General features: G+C 59.4%; 15 protein-coding genes. 6 read left to right on the forward strand and 9 right to left on the reverse strand.

Annotated features, from left to right (window positions below; genetic code table 11):
• The first annotated feature begins 120 nt into the window (after positions 1-120).
• Positions 121-1,047 (forward strand): LysR family transcriptional regulator, encoded by a 927-nt coding sequence (locus ACOI8A_RS17180; protein ID WP_420646796.1) that lies wholly within the window; start codon positions 121-123, stop codon positions 1,045-1,047.
• Here ACOI8A_RS17180 and ACOI8A_RS17185 read toward each other — a convergent pair.
• The 6 genes from ACOI8A_RS17185 to ACOI8A_RS17210 form a co-directional block, all read right to left on the reverse strand.
• Positions 964-1,281 (reverse strand): AzlD domain-containing protein, encoded by a 318-nt coding sequence (locus ACOI8A_RS17185; protein ID WP_420646795.1) that lies wholly within the window; start codon positions 1,279-1,281, stop codon positions 964-966. The genes ACOI8A_RS17180 and ACOI8A_RS17185 overlap by 84 nt on opposite strands.
• A complete protein-coding gene (locus tag ACOI8A_RS17190; protein WP_420646794.1) occupies positions 1,260-1,976 on the reverse strand; it encodes an AzlC family ABC transporter permease in 717 nt (238 codons plus the stop codon). The genes ACOI8A_RS17185 and ACOI8A_RS17190 overlap by 22 nt, the downstream gene beginning before the upstream one ends.
• Complete coding sequence (locus ACOI8A_RS17195) at positions 1,973-2,350, reverse strand: GNAT family N-acetyltransferase (protein ID WP_420647164.1); 378 nt, start codon at positions 2,348-2,350, stop codon at positions 1,973-1,975. The genes ACOI8A_RS17190 and ACOI8A_RS17195 overlap by 4 nt, the downstream gene beginning before the upstream one ends.
• Positions 2,351-2,429: 79 nt before the next feature.
• Positions 2,430-3,176: a 2OG-Fe dioxygenase family protein gene (locus ACOI8A_RS17200; RefSeq protein WP_420646793.1), complete on the reverse strand. Its 747-nt coding sequence runs from the start codon at positions 3,174-3,176 to the stop codon at positions 2,430-2,432.
• A gap of 232 nt (positions 3,177-3,408) precedes the next feature.
• Positions 3,409-4,695, reverse strand: coding sequence for an OprD family porin (locus ACOI8A_RS17205; RefSeq protein ID WP_420646792.1), 1,287 nt, complete (start codon positions 4,693-4,695; stop codon positions 3,409-3,411).
• Positions 4,696-4,990: 295 nt separating this feature from the next.
• Positions 4,991-5,659: a DsbA family protein gene (locus tag ACOI8A_RS17210; protein ID WP_420646791.1), complete on the reverse strand. Its 669-nt coding sequence runs from the start codon at positions 5,657-5,659 to the stop codon at positions 4,991-4,993.
• Between the two features lie 256 nt (positions 5,660-5,915).
• On the opposite strand from ACOI8A_RS17210, the gene ACOI8A_RS17215 reads away from it, so the two are divergent.
• Positions 5,916-8,003: a TonB-dependent receptor gene (locus tag ACOI8A_RS17215; protein ID WP_420646790.1), complete on the forward strand. Its 2,088-nt coding sequence runs from the start codon at positions 5,916-5,918 to the stop codon at positions 8,001-8,003.
• Positions 8,004-8,059: 56 nt separating this feature from the next.
• On the opposite strand, the gene ACOI8A_RS17220 is transcribed toward ACOI8A_RS17215, so the two are convergent.
• The 3 genes from ACOI8A_RS17220 to ACOI8A_RS17230 all read right to left on the reverse strand — a co-directional run bounded on the left by ACOI8A_RS17220 (position 8,060) and on the right by ACOI8A_RS17230 (position 12,665).
• On the reverse strand, positions 8,060-8,272 hold the full coding sequence (locus tag ACOI8A_RS17220; RefSeq protein ID WP_420646789.1) for a hypothetical protein: 213 nt from the start codon (positions 8,270-8,272) through the stop codon (positions 8,060-8,062).
• 235 nt (positions 8,273-8,507) lie between these two features.
• Complete coding sequence (gene aguA, locus ACOI8A_RS17225; protein ID WP_420646788.1) at positions 8,508-9,614, reverse strand: agmatine deiminase; 1,107 nt, start codon at positions 9,612-9,614, stop codon at positions 8,508-8,510.
• A gap of 138 nt (positions 9,615-9,752) precedes the next feature.
• Entirely contained in the window at positions 9,753-12,665 is a 2,913-nt protein-coding gene (locus ACOI8A_RS17230; RefSeq protein ID WP_420646787.1) for an aminotransferase, read from the reverse strand.
• Positions 12,666-12,880: 215 nt separating this feature from the next.
• Between ACOI8A_RS17230 and ACOI8A_RS17235 the strand changes: the two genes are divergently transcribed.
• The 4 genes from ACOI8A_RS17235 to ACOI8A_RS17250 all read left to right on the forward strand — a co-directional run bounded on the left by ACOI8A_RS17235 (position 12,881) and on the right by ACOI8A_RS17250 (position 17,386).
• Positions 12,881-13,405 carry a DUF3916 domain-containing protein gene (locus tag ACOI8A_RS17235; protein ID WP_420646786.1) on the forward strand — a complete coding sequence of 175 codons (525 nt, stop codon included), beginning with the start codon at positions 12,881-12,883 and terminating at the stop codon, positions 13,403-13,405.
• 140 nt (positions 13,406-13,545) lie between these two features.
• Complete coding sequence (gene rfbC, locus ACOI8A_RS17240; RefSeq protein WP_420646785.1) at positions 13,546-14,091, forward strand: dTDP-4-dehydrorhamnose 3,5-epimerase; 546 nt, start codon at positions 13,546-13,548, stop codon at positions 14,089-14,091.
• A gap of 104 nt (positions 14,092-14,195) precedes the next feature.
• Positions 14,196-16,004 carry a sensor histidine kinase gene (locus tag ACOI8A_RS17245; RefSeq protein WP_420646784.1) on the forward strand — a complete coding sequence of 603 codons (1,809 nt, stop codon included), beginning with the start codon at positions 14,196-14,198 and terminating at the stop codon, positions 16,002-16,004.
• Complete coding sequence (locus tag ACOI8A_RS17250) at positions 16,001-17,386, forward strand: sigma-54-dependent transcriptional regulator (protein ID WP_420646783.1); 1,386 nt, start codon at positions 16,001-16,003, stop codon at positions 17,384-17,386. Before ACOI8A_RS17245 ends, ACOI8A_RS17250 begins: the two co-directional genes overlap by 4 nt.
• Positions 17,387-17,401 lie beyond the last annotated feature (15 nt).

Genomic DNA, 17,401 nt, shown 5'->3' on the forward strand with positions numbered 1-17,401 from the left:
ATCAATTGGCTACTAATTACGCGACAACTATGCTCAGGTACAGGAATATAGCCAGCATATGGCGCCATACCGGCACTGACGTACTCAACAATACCCAGCCCACTTCAGAGGGCATTACCCATGGATAGCAGAACCTTACGCAACCTCATGCGCATTGTGCAGACCGGCTCGTTGTCGGCCGCAGCCGAGCACTCGTGCCTGACTGTGCAGGCGTTGGCCGCGCAGTTGAACAAGGTCGAAGAACAGTTCGGTTTCCGCTTGTTTCGCCGTTCCAACAAAGGTCTGACGCTGACGCCGCAAGGCACCGAGCTGACGCCTTATATGGATCGAGTGCTGATTGCTACACGGCAGATGGAAGAGAAGGTGGAAGCCTTGAAGGTGCCCGGCCAGCGCACCTTGAAGGTCGCGCTGAACAACACGTTGCCGCCGGACTTCAATCGACGAATGATCGGACGGCTGATCGAGGTTTTTCCCGACTATCAGATGGAATTCAGCTACGCCGAGTCGATGGAAAACCTCAGCAAGCTGAAGAATGAAGACTTCGACCTCGCGGTGCTGATAGGCCCGCAGCGCCCGGGGCTGCCGAGCATCGTCCTGCCGGAAGTGCAGGTCCAGGTGGTTGGCGCGCATTGTGGTCAGGAGAATGATCCGCTGACCTTGCTCGGCAACAAGTTTCAGGTGCGTCCTGCAGAAGATTGTCCATATTCCCACAGCTTTTTGCGTTTTCTCGACGCCGGGCTGGGCAATCACGAGAACGGCCAGCGCATGATTTATTCGTGCAGCGAGACGCTTACCCTGTCGCTGATCACGCAAATGGATGCCGTCGGCATGGTTTCTCGCGAGGCCGCGCAGAAATACGGCCTGACGATTTTCCCCGGTTTCGAGGATTTCCTCGAAGTGCGCCTGGCGGTGAACAACCCGAATCTGTCCGGCAAGGCGCTCAACGACGTGGTCGATCTGCCGCTACATGAACGCGCCGAGCGCAATGTACGCAGCCGTTCCAACCGCCACACTGAGAAAGAGGTTTTTGCTGAAATACGCACATAACAACGTCGGAATCGCTGCGTAGAATTCCGGGCGGTCGAGCTGTATGTGCTGATCCTTGATCAACAAGGGAGTCAGGCTGATCGCAGCGACGATCGCCACCGGCAAGTATTCCAGCGCACGCGCGACGAACGGCGGCCAGTGCTCGGTGTTGATTTGCAGGGGCAAGGCGCGCGGCAGGAAGGTCACGGCCATCATCAGCGCGACCACCAGAATCAGGAACGTTTGGTCAGGCATACACCCACCCCGCAACCCACGAACGTGGCGATGAAGACATTGAACGGCGAGCTACCGACCAGGCTCAGCGCGCCCATGCATACGACTGCGGCCAGTGCGGCGATGAGTTTATTGCGCGTGTTGCACAACGAGACCAGCACATAGAGCATCATCGCGGTCAGCGCGTAATCCAGCTGATACTTGATCAGGTGCGCTGCATATTGCGCGCACAGCGCTCCGAGCAGACCGCCAAGCACCCACGAGGTGTGGCAGAACAGATTGAAGCCAATCAGATAACGCACGTTGACCGGCGCGCCTTTGCCGAGCTTGACGCTGTGAAAGGCGAACGATTCATCGGTCAGCCCGCCGGCGTAGCACCAGCGCTCCATGCGGCTCAGGCCCAATGCGCGCAAGGCCTTGGCCATGTACACCGACATCAGCATGTGCCGCGCATTGATCAAAAACGTGGTCAACACAATGGTGGTCAACGACGCGCCGCTGCTGATCAGCGCCAGCGCCGCGAATTGCGAAGCCCCGGCGTACACGAACAAGCACATCGCCACCGGCAGCCACAGCGGCAGCCCGGCATTCACCGCCATCAGTCCGAAAACGAACGACACCGTGAAGTAACCGGCCACCACCGGACTGGCTTCGGCAAACGTGCGCGACGGCTGATGGCTGACCATCAGCGGCGCACTGCCGGACCTTTCATTCATAGATCCCTCTCAAATGTCCGTTCGCCGTGAGGCTCGCAAAAACCCTGGGCAGTCCAAAAACGCTTGCCCGCGAGGTTAGCATCGTCGACGAACAGAAACATCCGCAGCACACCGACCCGCTTCATGTCGGCGGATGCCGCTTCCACCAGGCGCTGGCCGACGCCTTGGCTGCGATAGCGCGGGCTGACGGCCAAGTGGTTGATGGTGCCACGACTGCCGAGCATGCCGCCGAGCACCGCACCGACGATTTCACCTTGGATGTCGAAAGCGAGATAGGAGGTGGTGGTCTTCTGGATCAGCACGCCGCGCAGGCATTTGGCATCCTGCCATTCGCAGAACGACACCTCGTCGAACTGGCGAAAGAAGCGCTCCATACGCTGCGCGTCCTTGGCCGTAGCGCGCCGCAGCACCACCGGCGTCGAGCACTCGACGCCATCGATTTGAGTGATCTGATTAGCGAACAATGTCGAAAGCGGTCCCGGGCCGCGAGAAGGAGATTGCCAGAATCTGCCGGTACGCCATGGCATGGGAATGCGTGTTGCGCGCAGGGGTTACGTAATGGCGCATGTCGCGGTCGAGGAAGTACGTGGTATCGAGGATTTCCTGGTAGGTGGTCGACGCCAGTTGCTCGCCATGGATGTCGTACAAACGACTCTCCGCACCCTCGACATTGTTGCGGCCCCAGAAGTGCACACCGCTGAACGGATAGCCGTCGCAGTGAATGCCTTCCGGGGTGATTTCAAGTTGTTTGCCGGGTTTGATCTCGATGCGGATCTGGTGAATCTGGCACTGCCAGATTTCCTCGTGCAGCTCTTCCGGCAAGACGTTTTTATACACTTCGAAATCGGTGTCGATCAGGCTGCGCATCACTGGCGAGTGCAGGACTTCTTCAGAAAAGTCGGCAAAGTGCCGCACTACGCCGCCAACGTAACTGTTGTTAGCCTTGGATTGCACGTACGCGCGATGTTCAAGTTGCGTGAGTTCGCGAGTCTTGGGGTTGTACTCGAAGTCGCTGTAACGACGGTAACGCATGCCGGCCTCGGCCTGACCGTAGTAGCTGTCAGGCTCCATGTTTTCCCAACTTTTGGTCAGTCTGACGAAGTCGGCGAAATGACCGTATAGATTGAAGTCGGCGCCCTGCACATTGGCGTATTTGTCGCGCCGTAGCGATTCGCCCACTTCTCTGTTTAAAACGATCATTACCAAATTCTCCGCTGCGTTGAGCGGCCTAATTTATTAGGTGGAGAATTTGCGTCCATGAGAAAGAATTTCAGGCATTTAAAGCCCCGTTTGAAACGCGATCTGCAGCAGCTGAAAAACAACTTTTTAATGACAAAAACACGGGTTATTTGCGCCTCTCAGGGAAAAACAGTCGAAAAAAAACCCCGAGCGATTCGGGGTTTTCTTACGAGTTTTACAACTCAACCGATCATCAGAAGATATTGATCGGGTAATCGACGAACACACGCAGCTCGTTGCCGCTGACGTTGTATTCGCTGGATTTCTGCGAAACACGCAGGATCGAGCTGCGCAGTTTCACGCTCAGGTCTTTGGCCGGGCCACTTTGCACGACGTACTTGAACTGGTTGAAGATCTCGCGCTCGGTGCCGCCTTCGCTGGTGGACGTGGTGATGTTGTCGCCACGGACATAGGCAAAGTTGTAGCTCAGACCCGGTACGCCAAATGCGCCGAAGTCCAGGCCGTAGCCCAGCTGCCAGCTGCGTTCGTCTTCGGCGTTGAAGTCCGACCAGTAGGAGTTGGCCAGGTAGATGGTGTTGCCACCGTCACCGACCCGACCCTGACCTTTCTGGTAACCGCCGTAGGCGTAACCCAGGTTGCTGTCGCCGGTGGATCGCTGGTGCGCCACGGTGAACGAGTGCGGGCCGGTGGCGAAAGTCGCTGCCAGGCTCCAGATCTTGTTGTCGTCGCCGGTCACACCGTTTTCGCGGACATAGGAATTGTCCAGCTTGGTGCGGTAGCCGTTGAAGTCCAGGGTCAGCGACTGATCCTTGTTCAGCGGGTACACATAGTTGGCGTTGATGTACTGCTTCTTCAGCACGTCTTCAACGTCGGAAGCGTACAGCGCGCCCTTGAAGTGCTCGGTGAACTGGTAGCTACCGCCCAACACGTTGATCGCTTTCAGACCACCGCTGTCACGGCCTTCAGCGCTCTTGCGCGATTCGGCGGTGAAACGACCGGCATCCAGCTTCAGGCCTTTGATCTCTTGCGAAGAGATCATGGTGCCGGTGTAGCTTTCCGGCAGCAGACGCGAGTTGTCGTAGTTCAGCACCGGCAGGGCCGGCATCTGGTCGCCGTAGGTCAGCACTGTGTTCGACACACGGAATTTGACCGCTGCGCCAACCTTGGACAGATCATCAGCTGCGTTGCCGCTATCACCCTGCTTGAAGAAGTCGATACCGCCGGCGCCGCTGCGACCCTTGCCGCCGTCCAGACGCAGTGCGTACAGACCGAAGGCGTCTACACCGACACCAACGGTGCCTTGAGTGAAACCGGACGAGAACGTACCGATGGCCGCTTGGCCCCACTCGACTTTGTCATCGTTGCCGTTTTTGTAATCACGATTGATGTAGGCATTGCGCAGCAGCACTTTGAGGCTGCTGTCTTCAACAAAACCCTTGGACTCGGCCTGGTCGTTAGCCATGGCCTGAGTGGCGCTCAACATCCCCAGAGCGATCAGACTGATTCGCTTATTCAACATTTTATTTTCCTTATTACGGGTTGAAACGCGCTGTGTCGAACGGCTGAAACGGCGCTATCGCGCTCTTTTTTCACCCCGAAACAAAAAGGCCCGCCCACGACAAAGTCATGGCGGGCCTTTTTATTATTTTGAGTCATGGCGGTTGGCCACAGGCGTTGGGCCGAATCGTAGCCGCGCCCTCAACAATGTGTCAATTTCAAGAATCGTCTTTAAATAGGCAAAAATCGTCTAAGGAAAGGCTTTATTGCGATAGCCGATTGCAGGAAAACGCCGGTAATCAGTGATTCTGTGGGGCTCAGGCGCAGCTGTCCGGCGTGCAAACCATCGAGGAAACGGACGACGCCGAGGCAGGAATCGCCTGACGCAACCATTCAGCAAATTCCTGCGGCTTGCCTAACCATGGGCTGATATCGATCAGCGTGAAGCGCCCGTCCTGTTCCAGGGCGAAGGTCGGAAAGCCCTGGCCGCCAACCTTGGCCAGCAATGCGCGGCTGTTCTTGATGTGCTGCTTGATGTCGGCAGATTCGAACGCGGCTTCGAAGCTGCTCGCTGCATAACCGACTTCCAGCGCCAATTCGATCAGCACTTGTTTATCGGCAATCCGCCGACCTTCGAGGTAATGCGCGGTCTGCAATCGGCCAAGCAACTGTAAGCCACGGCCATCGAGTTTTTCCGCAGCCAGAACGGCAGCAATCGGCGGCGCAGAATCGAACACCGCGGTGTGATCGCGCAGCAACCCTTCGAAATAGGCTTCGCCAAACGGCTGCCCGCTGAACTCGGCAATGCGCCGGTCGTGGGGCATCACGTAATCGCGCAATTGCGGTGAAACGTTCTGGCGATTGGCGTCGGTCATCATTCCGCCGCCGTGGGCAATCACCGGCAGTACTGCTTGTGCCGCTTGAACCAGCGGTTTGGCGCCGTAGCACCAGCCGCACAACGGGTCGTAAATGTAATGAAGGATCATCGGAAAACTCCGGCAGGAAAGTAGGGAAAAATCGATGGCGGCACATTAGCCCTTTGCTCGTTGCGGAAAAACGCTGGATTGGCTTCCAGTCTGTTTCGCCAATCGGTCGAATTCCGCCTCTGATAATTTGTATCAATCTGGAAACAAGTTGAAACAATCAAACCGGGGAACCTATAAGGAATTATTCACTACAGCAAATGCAAAGCATTACCATTCGCGCCTTCGAATTCCCCTACCCTTTCGGATGCGCCGATCAATGCCTGCCCCGTTCCGTCTCACGCCCGTCACTCTTGGTCTTTCTGCCTTTTTGTCTTCCGGTTTGGCTTACTCCGCGACCGAACTCCCCGCCACCTCGATCAGCGCCGAAGCGCAGGCCGACGACCCGCGAGTGAAAGTCAGCAACACCGCGACACGCACCTCGACTCCGGTGCGCTACGTGCCGCAGGCGATCGATTCGATCAAGACTGCCAACGTTGCGGATTACGGCACCAATGACATCGAAGATGCGCTGAGCGGGATCCCCAACGTCAGCGGCGGTGGCGACACGCGTTTTGACAGCCTGCGGATCCGTGGTTTCGACGCCAGTAACGACTTCTATCTGGACGGCATCCGCGACGACAGCCAGTACAAACGCGACCTGCACAACATCGAGCGTGTGGAAGTGCTCAAAGGCCCGGCGGCGGTTCTGTACGGTCGTGGCAGCCAGGGCGGGATCGTCAACCGCGTGAGCAAAATGCCGGAATCCGGCCGCCGCTCGACCATCGAAGCCCAGGGCGGCAGCGAGGATCTGCGCAGCCTGTACGCCGACCTCAGCACCGACCCGAGCGAGAACATCAGCCTGCGCCTGAACATGGGCAACATGGATGAAAACAGCTTCCGCGACGGTGTCAGTGGCAACCGCAAACTGTTTGCGCCGTCGATGAGCTGGCAGCTCACGCCGGACTTGAACTGGCTGGTGCAGTACGAATACAGCCGCTACAACCGCACGCCGGATCGCGGCATTCCGGGTGTCAACGGGCGCCCGGCGGACGTCGGCCGCGATACCACCTACGGCAACGATCACGATTTCATCGACGACAAGTCGCAATCCCTGCGTTCGAAACTCAGCTACGAACTCAGCGACAACTGGCAACTGCGCCACACCCTCGGCGTGTTCAAGCTCGACAGCGATTTCGACAACACCTACCTGACCGGTTATGTCCCGGCGACCAACAAGGTCACCCGTCAGCACTGGCAGCAGGATCTGACCACCCGCAACATCTACAACAACCTCGAACTCGAAGGCGGATTCGACACCTTCGGCCTCGAGCATCGCCTGCTTACCGGAGTCGAGACCGGCAGCCAGCGCCGCGACCCGACGCTGTACAACGCCGCCACCGGCCGTGGCATTCAAGCCGTGCCAGCGCTGGATCTGTACAACCCGGATCGCAGCTTGCGCCACACCGGACGCATGCAGGTGGCGAGCAGCAGCCACACCGAAGTCGAAAGTCGTGCGATCTACGTGCAGGATCAACTGCGTCTGAACGATCAATGGCAGATTCTCGCCGGTCTGCGCTACGACACCTTCGACATCGAGTCGACCAACAAGCTGCGCAATATTTCCGAAGACCGTGACAGCCACAGCACCAGCCCGCGTGTGGGTGTGGTCTGGACGCCGCTGCAAAATCATTCGTTCTATGCCTCGTGGACCAAGACCTTCTCGCCGGTCGGCGGCGGCTTGATCGGTATTACGCCGGGTGTGGCCGGCAACAGCAACGACCTGAGTCCCGAGCTGACCAAGCAGAAAGAAATCGGCGTCAAAAGCGACTGGCTCGACGATCGCCTGAGCACAACGTTGGCGATCTATGAACTGGAACTCTACAACCGCCGCACCACCGACCCGGTCGATCCGACCCTGACCGTGATGAGCGGTTTGCAGCGTTCGCGCGGGATCGAGTTGACCGGTACCGGCCAAATTGCCGGCAACTGGTATGTGCGCGGTGGCGTCGGTGTGCAGGACGCGAGCATCGTCAAAGACAACAACGGCCTGGAAGGCAAACGCATCAGCAACGTGGCCAAGCGCAACGGCAGCCTGTTCCTGACCTGGAAACCGGAGATGGGCTGGTACGCCGAAACCGGTCTGACCCTGGTCGGCCAGCGTTACGCCGACAATGCCAACACCACGGTGCTGCCGGGTTACGGCCGCTGGGATGCGCTGGCCGGTTACCGCATGAAGGATTGGGATCTGCGTGCAGCGCTGAACAACATCACTGATCGCGAGTATTACGATTCGGCGACCAGTGCTTTCCAGATTCAACCGGGCGCGCCGCGTAGCCTGGTAATGACCGGGACTTACAGTTTCTAACGCAAAAAAAAGCGCTGCCATCCCGGCAGCGCTTTTACCAATCCTTGTCGTTCTGCTTATCCCTCCATCACATCCCACAACGCATCCAGTTCGGCCTCGCTGAACAGGTCAGCGGGGTAACGCTCGATCATCATCCGGCGCGGATCAGGTTCTCTGATCTGACGCGTTCCATTGGACTTCAACCAGTGCGCGACAATCTGGAGCGACTCAGTATTCACAGGCATGGGATGCAACGTTCGCTCGCTGATCACGTTCACTTCGGCGTTCATTTCAGCGCTCCCTCCCCGTTCGTGAGCGGCTACGTTATCCAAGGTTCATGACAGAATTGTTGAAGTTGTCCTTCACTCTCTGTGCATCCAGACCAATACAAGAGCTATGCCAATGTTTCGCGATTGTCGACCAGCGGACATAAAGAAACCCGCAGTCCTGTCGGGCTGCGGGTTTCTCTTCAAACGCCGATGGCTTGGGCGATTATTTAATCAACTCAAGCTGTTACGTCGGCACTCACTCTTTGTGCGGCGCGGGCTGCTGTTGGGTAAGGCAGTGAATATTGCCACCGCCCAGTAACAGTTCACGGCCCGGCACCATTACCACTTCGTGCTGCGGGAACAGGTTCTGCAGAATTTCTCTGGCCGGACCGTCCATCGGATCGTTGAAGCTCGGCGCGATGATGCCGCCGTTGACGATCAGGAAGTTCACGTAGGAGCCTGCCAGCCGCACCGCAGGATTACGCTCCTGAGTGCCGTCCACCGGATCGACGCCAGCGCACTCTTCCTCGGTCGCATACAGCGGCCCCGGAATCGGCATCTTGTGCACCGTAAATGGGCGACCCTTGGCATCGGTGCTGTTTTGCAGCACTTTCATTGCGGCCTGGCAGCGCGGGTAGTTCGGATCCTGTGGATCATCGGTCCACGCCAGCAGCACTTCGCCCGGGCGCACGTAGCAGCAGAAGTTATCCACATGACCGTCGGTTTCGTCATTGAACAGACCGTCCGGCAGCCAGATGATCTTATCCACAGCCAGATTGGCGCTGAGTACCGCTTCGATTTCTTCGCGGCTCAGGTGTGGGGTGCGATTGCGGTTGAGCAGGCATTCTTCGGTAGTGATCAGCGTGCCTTCGCCGTCGACATGAATCGAGCCGCCCTCCAGCACGAAGCCTTCAGTGCGATAACGCGGGCTGCGCTCGATTTCGAGGATCTTGCCGCCGACCTGCGAATCGCGATTCCACGGCGAATACAGTCCGCCATCAAAGCCGCCCCAAGCGTTGAAATCCCAGTTCACGCCGCGCACTTCGCCGCTGTTATTGATGACGAAAGTCGGGCCGCTGTCGCGCACCCAGGCGTCATCACTGGACATCTCGACCACACGAATATTTGGCACGTCGAGGCGCGCGCGGGCGTTTTCGTACTGGCCGGCGGACACTGCCACGGTAACCGGTTCGAAACGCGCGATAGCCTTGGCCACTGCAGCGTGAGCCGCTTGCGCTGGCTTGCCACCCAGACGCCAGTTGTCCGGACGCTCGGGCCAGATCATCCAGGTTTGAGTTTGCGGCGCCCACTCGGCCGGCATGTAGAAGCCATCAGCGCGGGGGGTACTTTTCAATGTGGTCATGGCGATCAGGACTCCGGGAAACCGACGAGGTTTGCAAATTCAGCAATGGCGACTTTATAACCGATAAATATCGGCAATAGAAGAAAATTAACCACCACCCATCTAAAATACGAAGAATAATACAGATATAAATCTGCTTTACAGACCTTCATCAAGCACTTTGGCCAGCATGTCGACAAAGAAATCCACGCTTTGGCGCGACGTGACCATCGGCGGTTTGATCTTCAATACGTTGAGATAGTCGCCCGTGGGCTGCATGAAAATCCCCAACTCGCGGAGACGATCGCACAGCAGCATGGTTTCCTCGGTCGCCGGCTCCAGCGTTTCGCGATTGCGGATCAACTCAACGCCCAGATAAAAACCCGAACCGTGCACCGCGCCCACCAGCGGATGTTTATCGATCAGCGCTTCCAGCCGTGCCTTGAAGTGCGCGCCCACCACCTGCGCGTTCTCCCAAAGCTTTTCTTCTTCCATCACATCCAGCACCGCCATGCCAATCTGGCAGCTCACCGGACTGCCACCGGCAGACGAGAAGAAATACCCTTCGGCTTCCAGCGCCTCGGCGATTTCCCGGCGAGTGATCACCGCGCCCAGCGGCTGGCCGTTGCCCATGCCTTTGGCCATGGTGATGATGTCCGGCACCACGCCCTGCTCCTCGAAACCCCAGAAGAATTGCCCCATGCGTCCGTAACCTACCTGCACCTCGTCGGCGATGCACACCCCCCCACGCGCGCGGACTTTTGCGTAGACCGCCTGCAGATAACCCGGCGGCAGTGAAATCCCCCCGGCATTGCCATAAACCGGCTCGCAGATAAACCCGGCCAGTTGCCGTTGCTGTTCATCGATTTTTGCCAAGTGATGTTCGACGCTGCGCACGTAGTCCGGAGTCGAATCAACGCCGCGAAATTCGCCGCGATAAGTATTCGGCGCTGTCACCGCGTGCACCCAGTCCGGCCGGCTACCGAGGGCTTGCGGGTTGTCGGCAATAGAGGTCGACACCGCATCCGCGCCGACTGTCCAGCCGTGATATGCCTCAAGCACACTGAGCATGTCGCGACCACCGCTGTAGGCCCAGGCCAGGCGGATCGCCAGGTCATTCGCCTCGCTGCCACTGTTGACCAGAAACACCCGGTCCATGCCTTCCGGCGCCAGCTTCAGCAAGCGCTCGGAAAACTCCGCCACCGCCGCATAGTTGAAGCGCGAGTTGGTGTTGAGCAGCGACCACTGACGGCTCGCAACGGCCGCCATGCGCGGGTGACCGTGACCGAGCACCGCAACATTATTGAGCATGTCCAGATAGGAACGCCCCTGCATGTCGATCAGGTGATTGCGCCAGCCGCGTTCGATGCGCGGCGGGTCAACGTAATAGTGCTTTTGGGTACGGGCGAAACTGGCATCACGCCGAGCCAGCAAGGTTTGCCCATCCAGCTCCGGTTCGGCATCGCACGCCAGTCCCAGCAGCGCCGCTGGCGACGGGCACAATGCTTGCCACGCGGCTGCGCGCGAGGGCGTGCAAAACAGCGGCGCGCCGAGTTCAGCATCACGGATCAACTGCACGATCAACGGGCCGTTGACCGAACCCAGCACTTGTCCTTTTACCAGCGCGGCGCCGCTGTGAAGCGAGGTGACAATGCCCCACAGCCGCACGCTCAGTTGCGGGCCGTCCAGACGTAGCCCGCCATCCGCAGTCTGATGCAGCACACCGGCAAACGGCGCTTCCACCGTCGCACCATCCGGCACGCGCAATTCGACGTGCAGCGGAAAAGTCTCCGGCTCGTCAGCGCAGTCGGGCCGCGTGCGCGACAGCCGATATTGCCCGTAGCGACTCGCAGCCAGACCATGCGCAGTCGCCGCTTCACTCAACAGCCGCTGATCAACGCCCTGCTGCTCCCAGTTGCCTGCCTCGAAATGCGGGCTGAGTACGCCGAGATCGATCAGCGCGAATTCGCGGCCAACCAGACCCGGTAACAACGGCGCAAACCCTGCGCTGTCGAAGGTTGGCAAACCCTTCCCGACCGCCGTAAGAATTGCCGCCTCCATCAGCGCCAGTGGCACCGAAGTAGCAACGTGGAAAATCTCCCATTCATGGCTGAGATTGTCACGGCTATACGTATTGCCGGGATCAATGCTGACCTGCTGCTCGCCGCTGAGCACCAGTACCGCCGCCCGCGCGACGATCAATGGCCAGAGCGCCAGCAGCTCAGCGTGTTGCAGTGGATTGACCGCGTGATACGCCTGCACCGCCGGCAGGATGACAAACGGATCGCCACCGGCGTGATGCAGCAGCGCCGCGCACGTCACCGACAGATCGGTAATCCGCCACGTGCGAATCAGATCGCCGAAATCGATCACGCCTTGCAGTTGCCAGTGGCGCAGCGCGTCGCGCTGCCACACTACGTTGTCATCAGTAATGTCCATGTGAATAGCTTGCACCGGCAGCTTTTCCAGCAACGGCTGCAAGCGGCGCTCGGCATACTGCGCAGCTTCGGCAATCAGCGTGCGCTGCTGCTCGTTCTTGATCACCGGCAGCAAATGACTGATCAGCGCGCTGGCGTGGCGCGCATCCCATTGCAGCGTGCGTTCAAGGCCCGGATGGTCGAACCCGGCCAGGGCCAGATCCATCTCGCCGCAGAGTCGGCCAAAACCGGCCACCACATCGGCGCCCAAGTGGTCGAGGTGAGTCAGCGACTGGCCTTCGATGTAGCCCAGCAGCCGCACATGCACCGGCTCACCGCCAATCTGCAGCGACAGCAGATCTGCACCGCTGTTGGACGGGATCACCCGAGGGACATGCACATTCGAATGCTTGGCCAGATATTTGAGGCCGGCGTGCTGGGCCTGCAACTCCGCCAGCGAATAATCACCACGACAGATCTTCAGCACGAATCGTCCGCGCTCGCTGTCGACTCGATAGTTGAGATCCTGCTGACTGCCCAACGCCTGCAACGTACCGCTCAGCCCGTAATGCACCGCCAGCACATGCAGCGCCTGCTCCACTGAAACCTGCGGACTGGGCAAACTGGCGCGGTGAATCAACGTGGCGAACGACATGGAACGACCCCTGAAATTTTATTAGGTGCTTATATCGCCATTGCTTCTGGCGATAAGCAACCCCTTATACCGGTCGCAGATCCGGTCGCGGTGGATGCCTCCCACCGACAGAGCGCCAGTCGAATTTTCCTACAGCATTCTCGGATTGCCTTTCACCTCTCCCCGCTTCACCCTAGTGTCCAAGGATTTCTCAATATCAAGGATAAATGCTCCAGATGACCCTTCGCCGTCTTGCACTCACAAACAAAAAGGTTCGCAATATTCCTCGTCGGCTGAGAGCACTCGCGGCATGGGCGGCAGATTTCGACGGCTATTTTCCTGAGCACCTTACGGCGCAGCAGAAGTACAGCAACTGGAAAATTCCGGTCATCACATCACTGGTCGAAGGGAAACAAGCGACCACAGCTATCCGCAAAGAATGCGCGCAATCGATGATTGACGCCGCTCACCACCTGATTATGGCAAGGCCGAAAGACGCGCTGGACTGTCGGATCGTTGCGTGCATTTGTCTTCCGAGCATGTTTTCCAGTGAGATTTGCATCTACACCGATCTCGAGTACCACCGCAGCCACATTCCATCTGCCGACTCTGGAAGCGTCGAAAACACAATGAGCCTCGCGGCAGACTGGGGACTGGTTCTACCAGAGGGCGTGAAAGAGCGGGGGCTGAGCTACATGACCGAGGACTGGGATGATCAACCTTATGAGGAGCATCAGTGGTATTTCGGTGAGGTCGACTGAAGCATCTCAAGATTGCTTTGCGCACGCCGATCACCGACTGGCAATCAGTGAATCAATCGTTGAACCAAAACAAGGCACTCGCGTCGCTCGACGCTTTGCGCAAGAATGTTGGCCATCTACGCTTATCCACAGGAGCTCCCATGAATGTAATCACCACCGACCTGCCCGGTGTTCTGATCATCGAACCCAAGGTATTTGGTGACGAACGCGGTTTCTTCTACGAAAGCTTCAACGCCAAGGCTTTCCAGGAAGCAACCGGCCTGGACACGCAATTTGTCCAGGACAACCATTCCCGCTCGCAAAAAGGCGTGTTGCGCGGCCTGCATTACCAACTGGAAAACGCTCAGGGCAAACTGGTGCGCGTGACTGTAGGTGAAGTGCTCGACGTAGCCGTGGATATCCGCCGCAGCTCGCCGAATTTCGGCAAGTCGGTGGCTGTGCGCCTGTCTGCTGACAACCATCGTCAACTTTGGGTGCCGGAAGGTTTTGCCCACGGTTTCGTGGTGTTGAGCGAGTTCGCCGAATTCCTCTACAAGACCACCAACTACTACACCCCATCGGCCGAGCGCGCGATTCGCTGGGACGACCCCGATCTGGCCATCGACTGGCAGTTGGGCGAAGAACCGAAACTGTCCGCCAAGGATCAGGCCGCGTCGTTCCTCAAGGACGCTGAAGTCTTTTCCTGAAACCTTGTATGAATCTTCCACGGGGGCGCATCCGACAGCGGGTGCGCAGACTAAGCCCGTGGGCCTAGGCATAATGCGTCTGTTCCCTCAGGCGTTTGATGCTCATGACTCCACCACTCCCCCGCAGACCTCGCTGGCGCAGCCTCGCCCTGCTGGCCCTGTGCCTGGCTCCGCTGCTGTGGCCGCTGGAGCATCTGGCCGAGCGCTATTACCGCAGCGAACTGGCCGGCCAGAATCGTCAGACCCTAGACCTCTATGTGGCCAATTTGCTGGGTACCCTGCACCGCTATGAAGTGTTGCCGCAGATTCTCGGCGATCTGCCGGCCCTGCGCAGGGTGCTCGGCGCACCGGACGATGGCGTCACTCAGGGCAACGCCAACCGCCTGCTGAAAAACATCGCTGCACAGACCGGTGCGGAAGTCATGTACCTGATGGACACCAGCGGCAAGACGCTGGCGGCGTCGAACTGGGATAAACACGACAGTTTTGTCGGACGCAATTTTTCCTTCCGGCCGTACTTCAGCGAGGCCATGGCCGGGCGGCTTGGACGCTTCTTCGGTCTGGGCACCACCTCGGCCAAGCGTGGCTATTTCTTTGCTGCTGCGGTGCGCGACGGCGAAAAAGTCATCGGCGTGCTGGTGATCAAAGTCGACCTCGATCACACCGAAAGCCTGTGGGGCAAAACGCCCGAGCAACTGCTGGTAACCGATCACAACGGCGTAGTCATTCTCACTTCGCGCCCGGAATGGCGCTTCCGCTCGACCCGTACGCTGAGCGACGCCGAGAATGCCGCCATCACTGCGATCCAGCCCTATCCGACCCGCGAACCACGGCCGCTGGACCTCAGCCCGGCAGCCTGGCTGACGCAGACCCACGACATCGCGGAAACCGGCTGGAGCGTAAGCATCCTCGCCCCACGGACCTTGATCGATCGCCCGGTGCGCACCGTGGTCGCCATCGGCGGCGCGACTCTGTTGGTGGTGATGCTGTTGCTCGGTCTGATGATGCAGCGTCGGCGCCATTATCTGGAACGCATTGCCTTTGAGGCCAAGGCCCGGCGAGAACTCGAAGGTCGGGTTGCCGAGCGCACCAGCGATCTCGAAGGCCTCAACCGACGGCTGAAACAGGAAGTACTGGAACGGGAACAGGCCCAGCAGGAACTGGTGCGCGCTCAGGACGATCTGGTGCAGGCAGGCAAGTTGTCGGCATTGGGCACCATGTCGGCGAGCATCAGCCACGAACTCAACCAGCCGCTGGCGGCGATTCGCAGCTATGCCGAGAACGCCGAAGTGCTGCTCGATCACCAGCGCACCGATGATGCCCGTGGCAACCTCAAACTGATCAGTGAGCTGACCGGACGGATGGCCTCGATCATTGCCCACTTGCGCGCCTTCGCCCGCCGCGATCGTCATGCGCCGGAAAGCGTCGCCCTGCAACCGGCGCTGGACGATGCCTTGGCGCTTCTGGCCAAACGGCGCAGGAGCATGGATGTCGAGTTGATCCGCGACCTGCCCGCCGCGACGCTGTGGGTCGAGGCCGGCGAAACCCGCTTGCGCCAGGTACTCGGCAATCTGTTGGCCAACGCTCTTGATGCGCTGACCGAGAAAGGCCCGCCGCGCAAACTCTGGCTGAGTGCCGAAGCCACCGCCGATGGCGTCAACCTGTACATTCGCGACAATGGCCCGGGGTTCTGCATGGAAGCCCTCGGCCGCGCCAGCGAACCCTTTTACACCACCAAGACCCGCACCCAGGGTCTGGGGTTGGGCCTGGCAATCTGTGAAACCCTGATGCGCGCCTTTGGCGGTGAACTGTCGTTCGCCAACCACAAGCAAGGTGGCGCCTTGATTACCCTGCGGCTGCGCGCCGGTGCGCCCGGGGTCAGCCTGCAACCGTCCGAGGACCGAAGTGCATGACCATCGACAACCGCATTCAGGTGGTGCTGATCGACGACGATCCGCACCTGCGACAGGCCCTCGGGCAGACACTGGATCTGGCCGGTCTGAAAATTCTGCCGCTGGCCGAGGCCAAAGGTCTGGCCGGGCAACTCGAACGCGACTGGCCGGGCGTGGTAGTCAGCGATATCCGCATGCCGGGCATGGACGGTCTGGAGTTGCTGAGCGAACTGCACGCTCAGGATCCGGAACTGCCAGTGCTGCTGATCACCGGCCACGGCGACGTGCCGCTGGCCGTCCAGGCGATGCGCGCCGGGGCCTATGATTTTCTCGAAAAACCCTTCGCCAGCGACGCCCTGCTCGACAGCGTGCGCCGCGCCCTGGCCTTGCGCCGGTTGGTGCTGGACAACCGCAGCCTGCGCCTGGCCCTGAGCGACCGCAATGAACTGAGCACGCGACTGGTCGGTCAATCCGCCCCCATGCTGCGCCTGCGCGAGCAGATCGGCGCGTTGGCGGCGACCAAGGCCGACGTGTTGATCCTCGGCGAAACCGGCGCAGGCAAAGAAGTGGTCGCCCGTGCATTGCATGACTTGTCGAGCCGTCGCAACGGCCCGTTCGTGGCAATCAACGCCGGTGCGCTGGCTGAGTCGGTGGTCGAGAGCGAACTGTTTGGCCACGAACCCGGCGCGTTCACCGGCGCGCAAAAGCGCCGGATCGGCAAGTTCGAATTTGCCAATGGCGGCACACTGTTCCTCGATGAAATCGAAAGCATGAGCATGGATGTGCAGGTCAAACTGCTGCGCATGCTGCAAGAGCGCGTAGTAGAACGGTTGGGTGGCAATCAGTTGATCCCGCTGGATATCCGGGTCATCGCCGCGACCAAGGAAGACCTGCGCCAGGCTGCTGATCAAGGTCGCTTCCGCGCCGACTTGTATTACCGCCTCAACGTCGCACCGCTGCGCATTCCGCCACTGCGCGAACGCGGCGAAGATGCGCTGGTGCTGTTTCAGCACTACGCCGACGAAGCCAGCGCCCGTCACGGTTTACCGCCGCACGAACTGCAACCGGCGCAACGCGCGCTGCTGTTGCGTCACACCTGGCCGGGCAATGTCCGGGAATTGCAGAACGCGGCGGAGCGTTTCGCCCTCGGTCTGGAGCTGGCGCTGGACAACACCGAGTCAGAGGGCCATGGCGGCGCGTCGTTGGTACTCAGCGGCGGCCTCAGCGAGCAAGTCGAGCATTTCGAAAAATCCCTGATAGCCGCCGAACTCGCGCGTACGCACAGTTCCGTGCGCAGCCTCGCCGAGGCCTTGGGCATTCCGCGCAAGACCCTGCACGACAAACTGCGCAAGCACGGCTTGAACTTCGCCGACAGCGGTAGTCACACAGACGATTGCGAATGAACACTTTTCGAGAGA

The organism is Pseudomonas sp. P4795 (genome assembly GCF_048822895.1).
Classification (GTDB): domain Bacteria; phylum Pseudomonadota; class Gammaproteobacteria; order Pseudomonadales; family Pseudomonadaceae; genus Aquipseudomonas.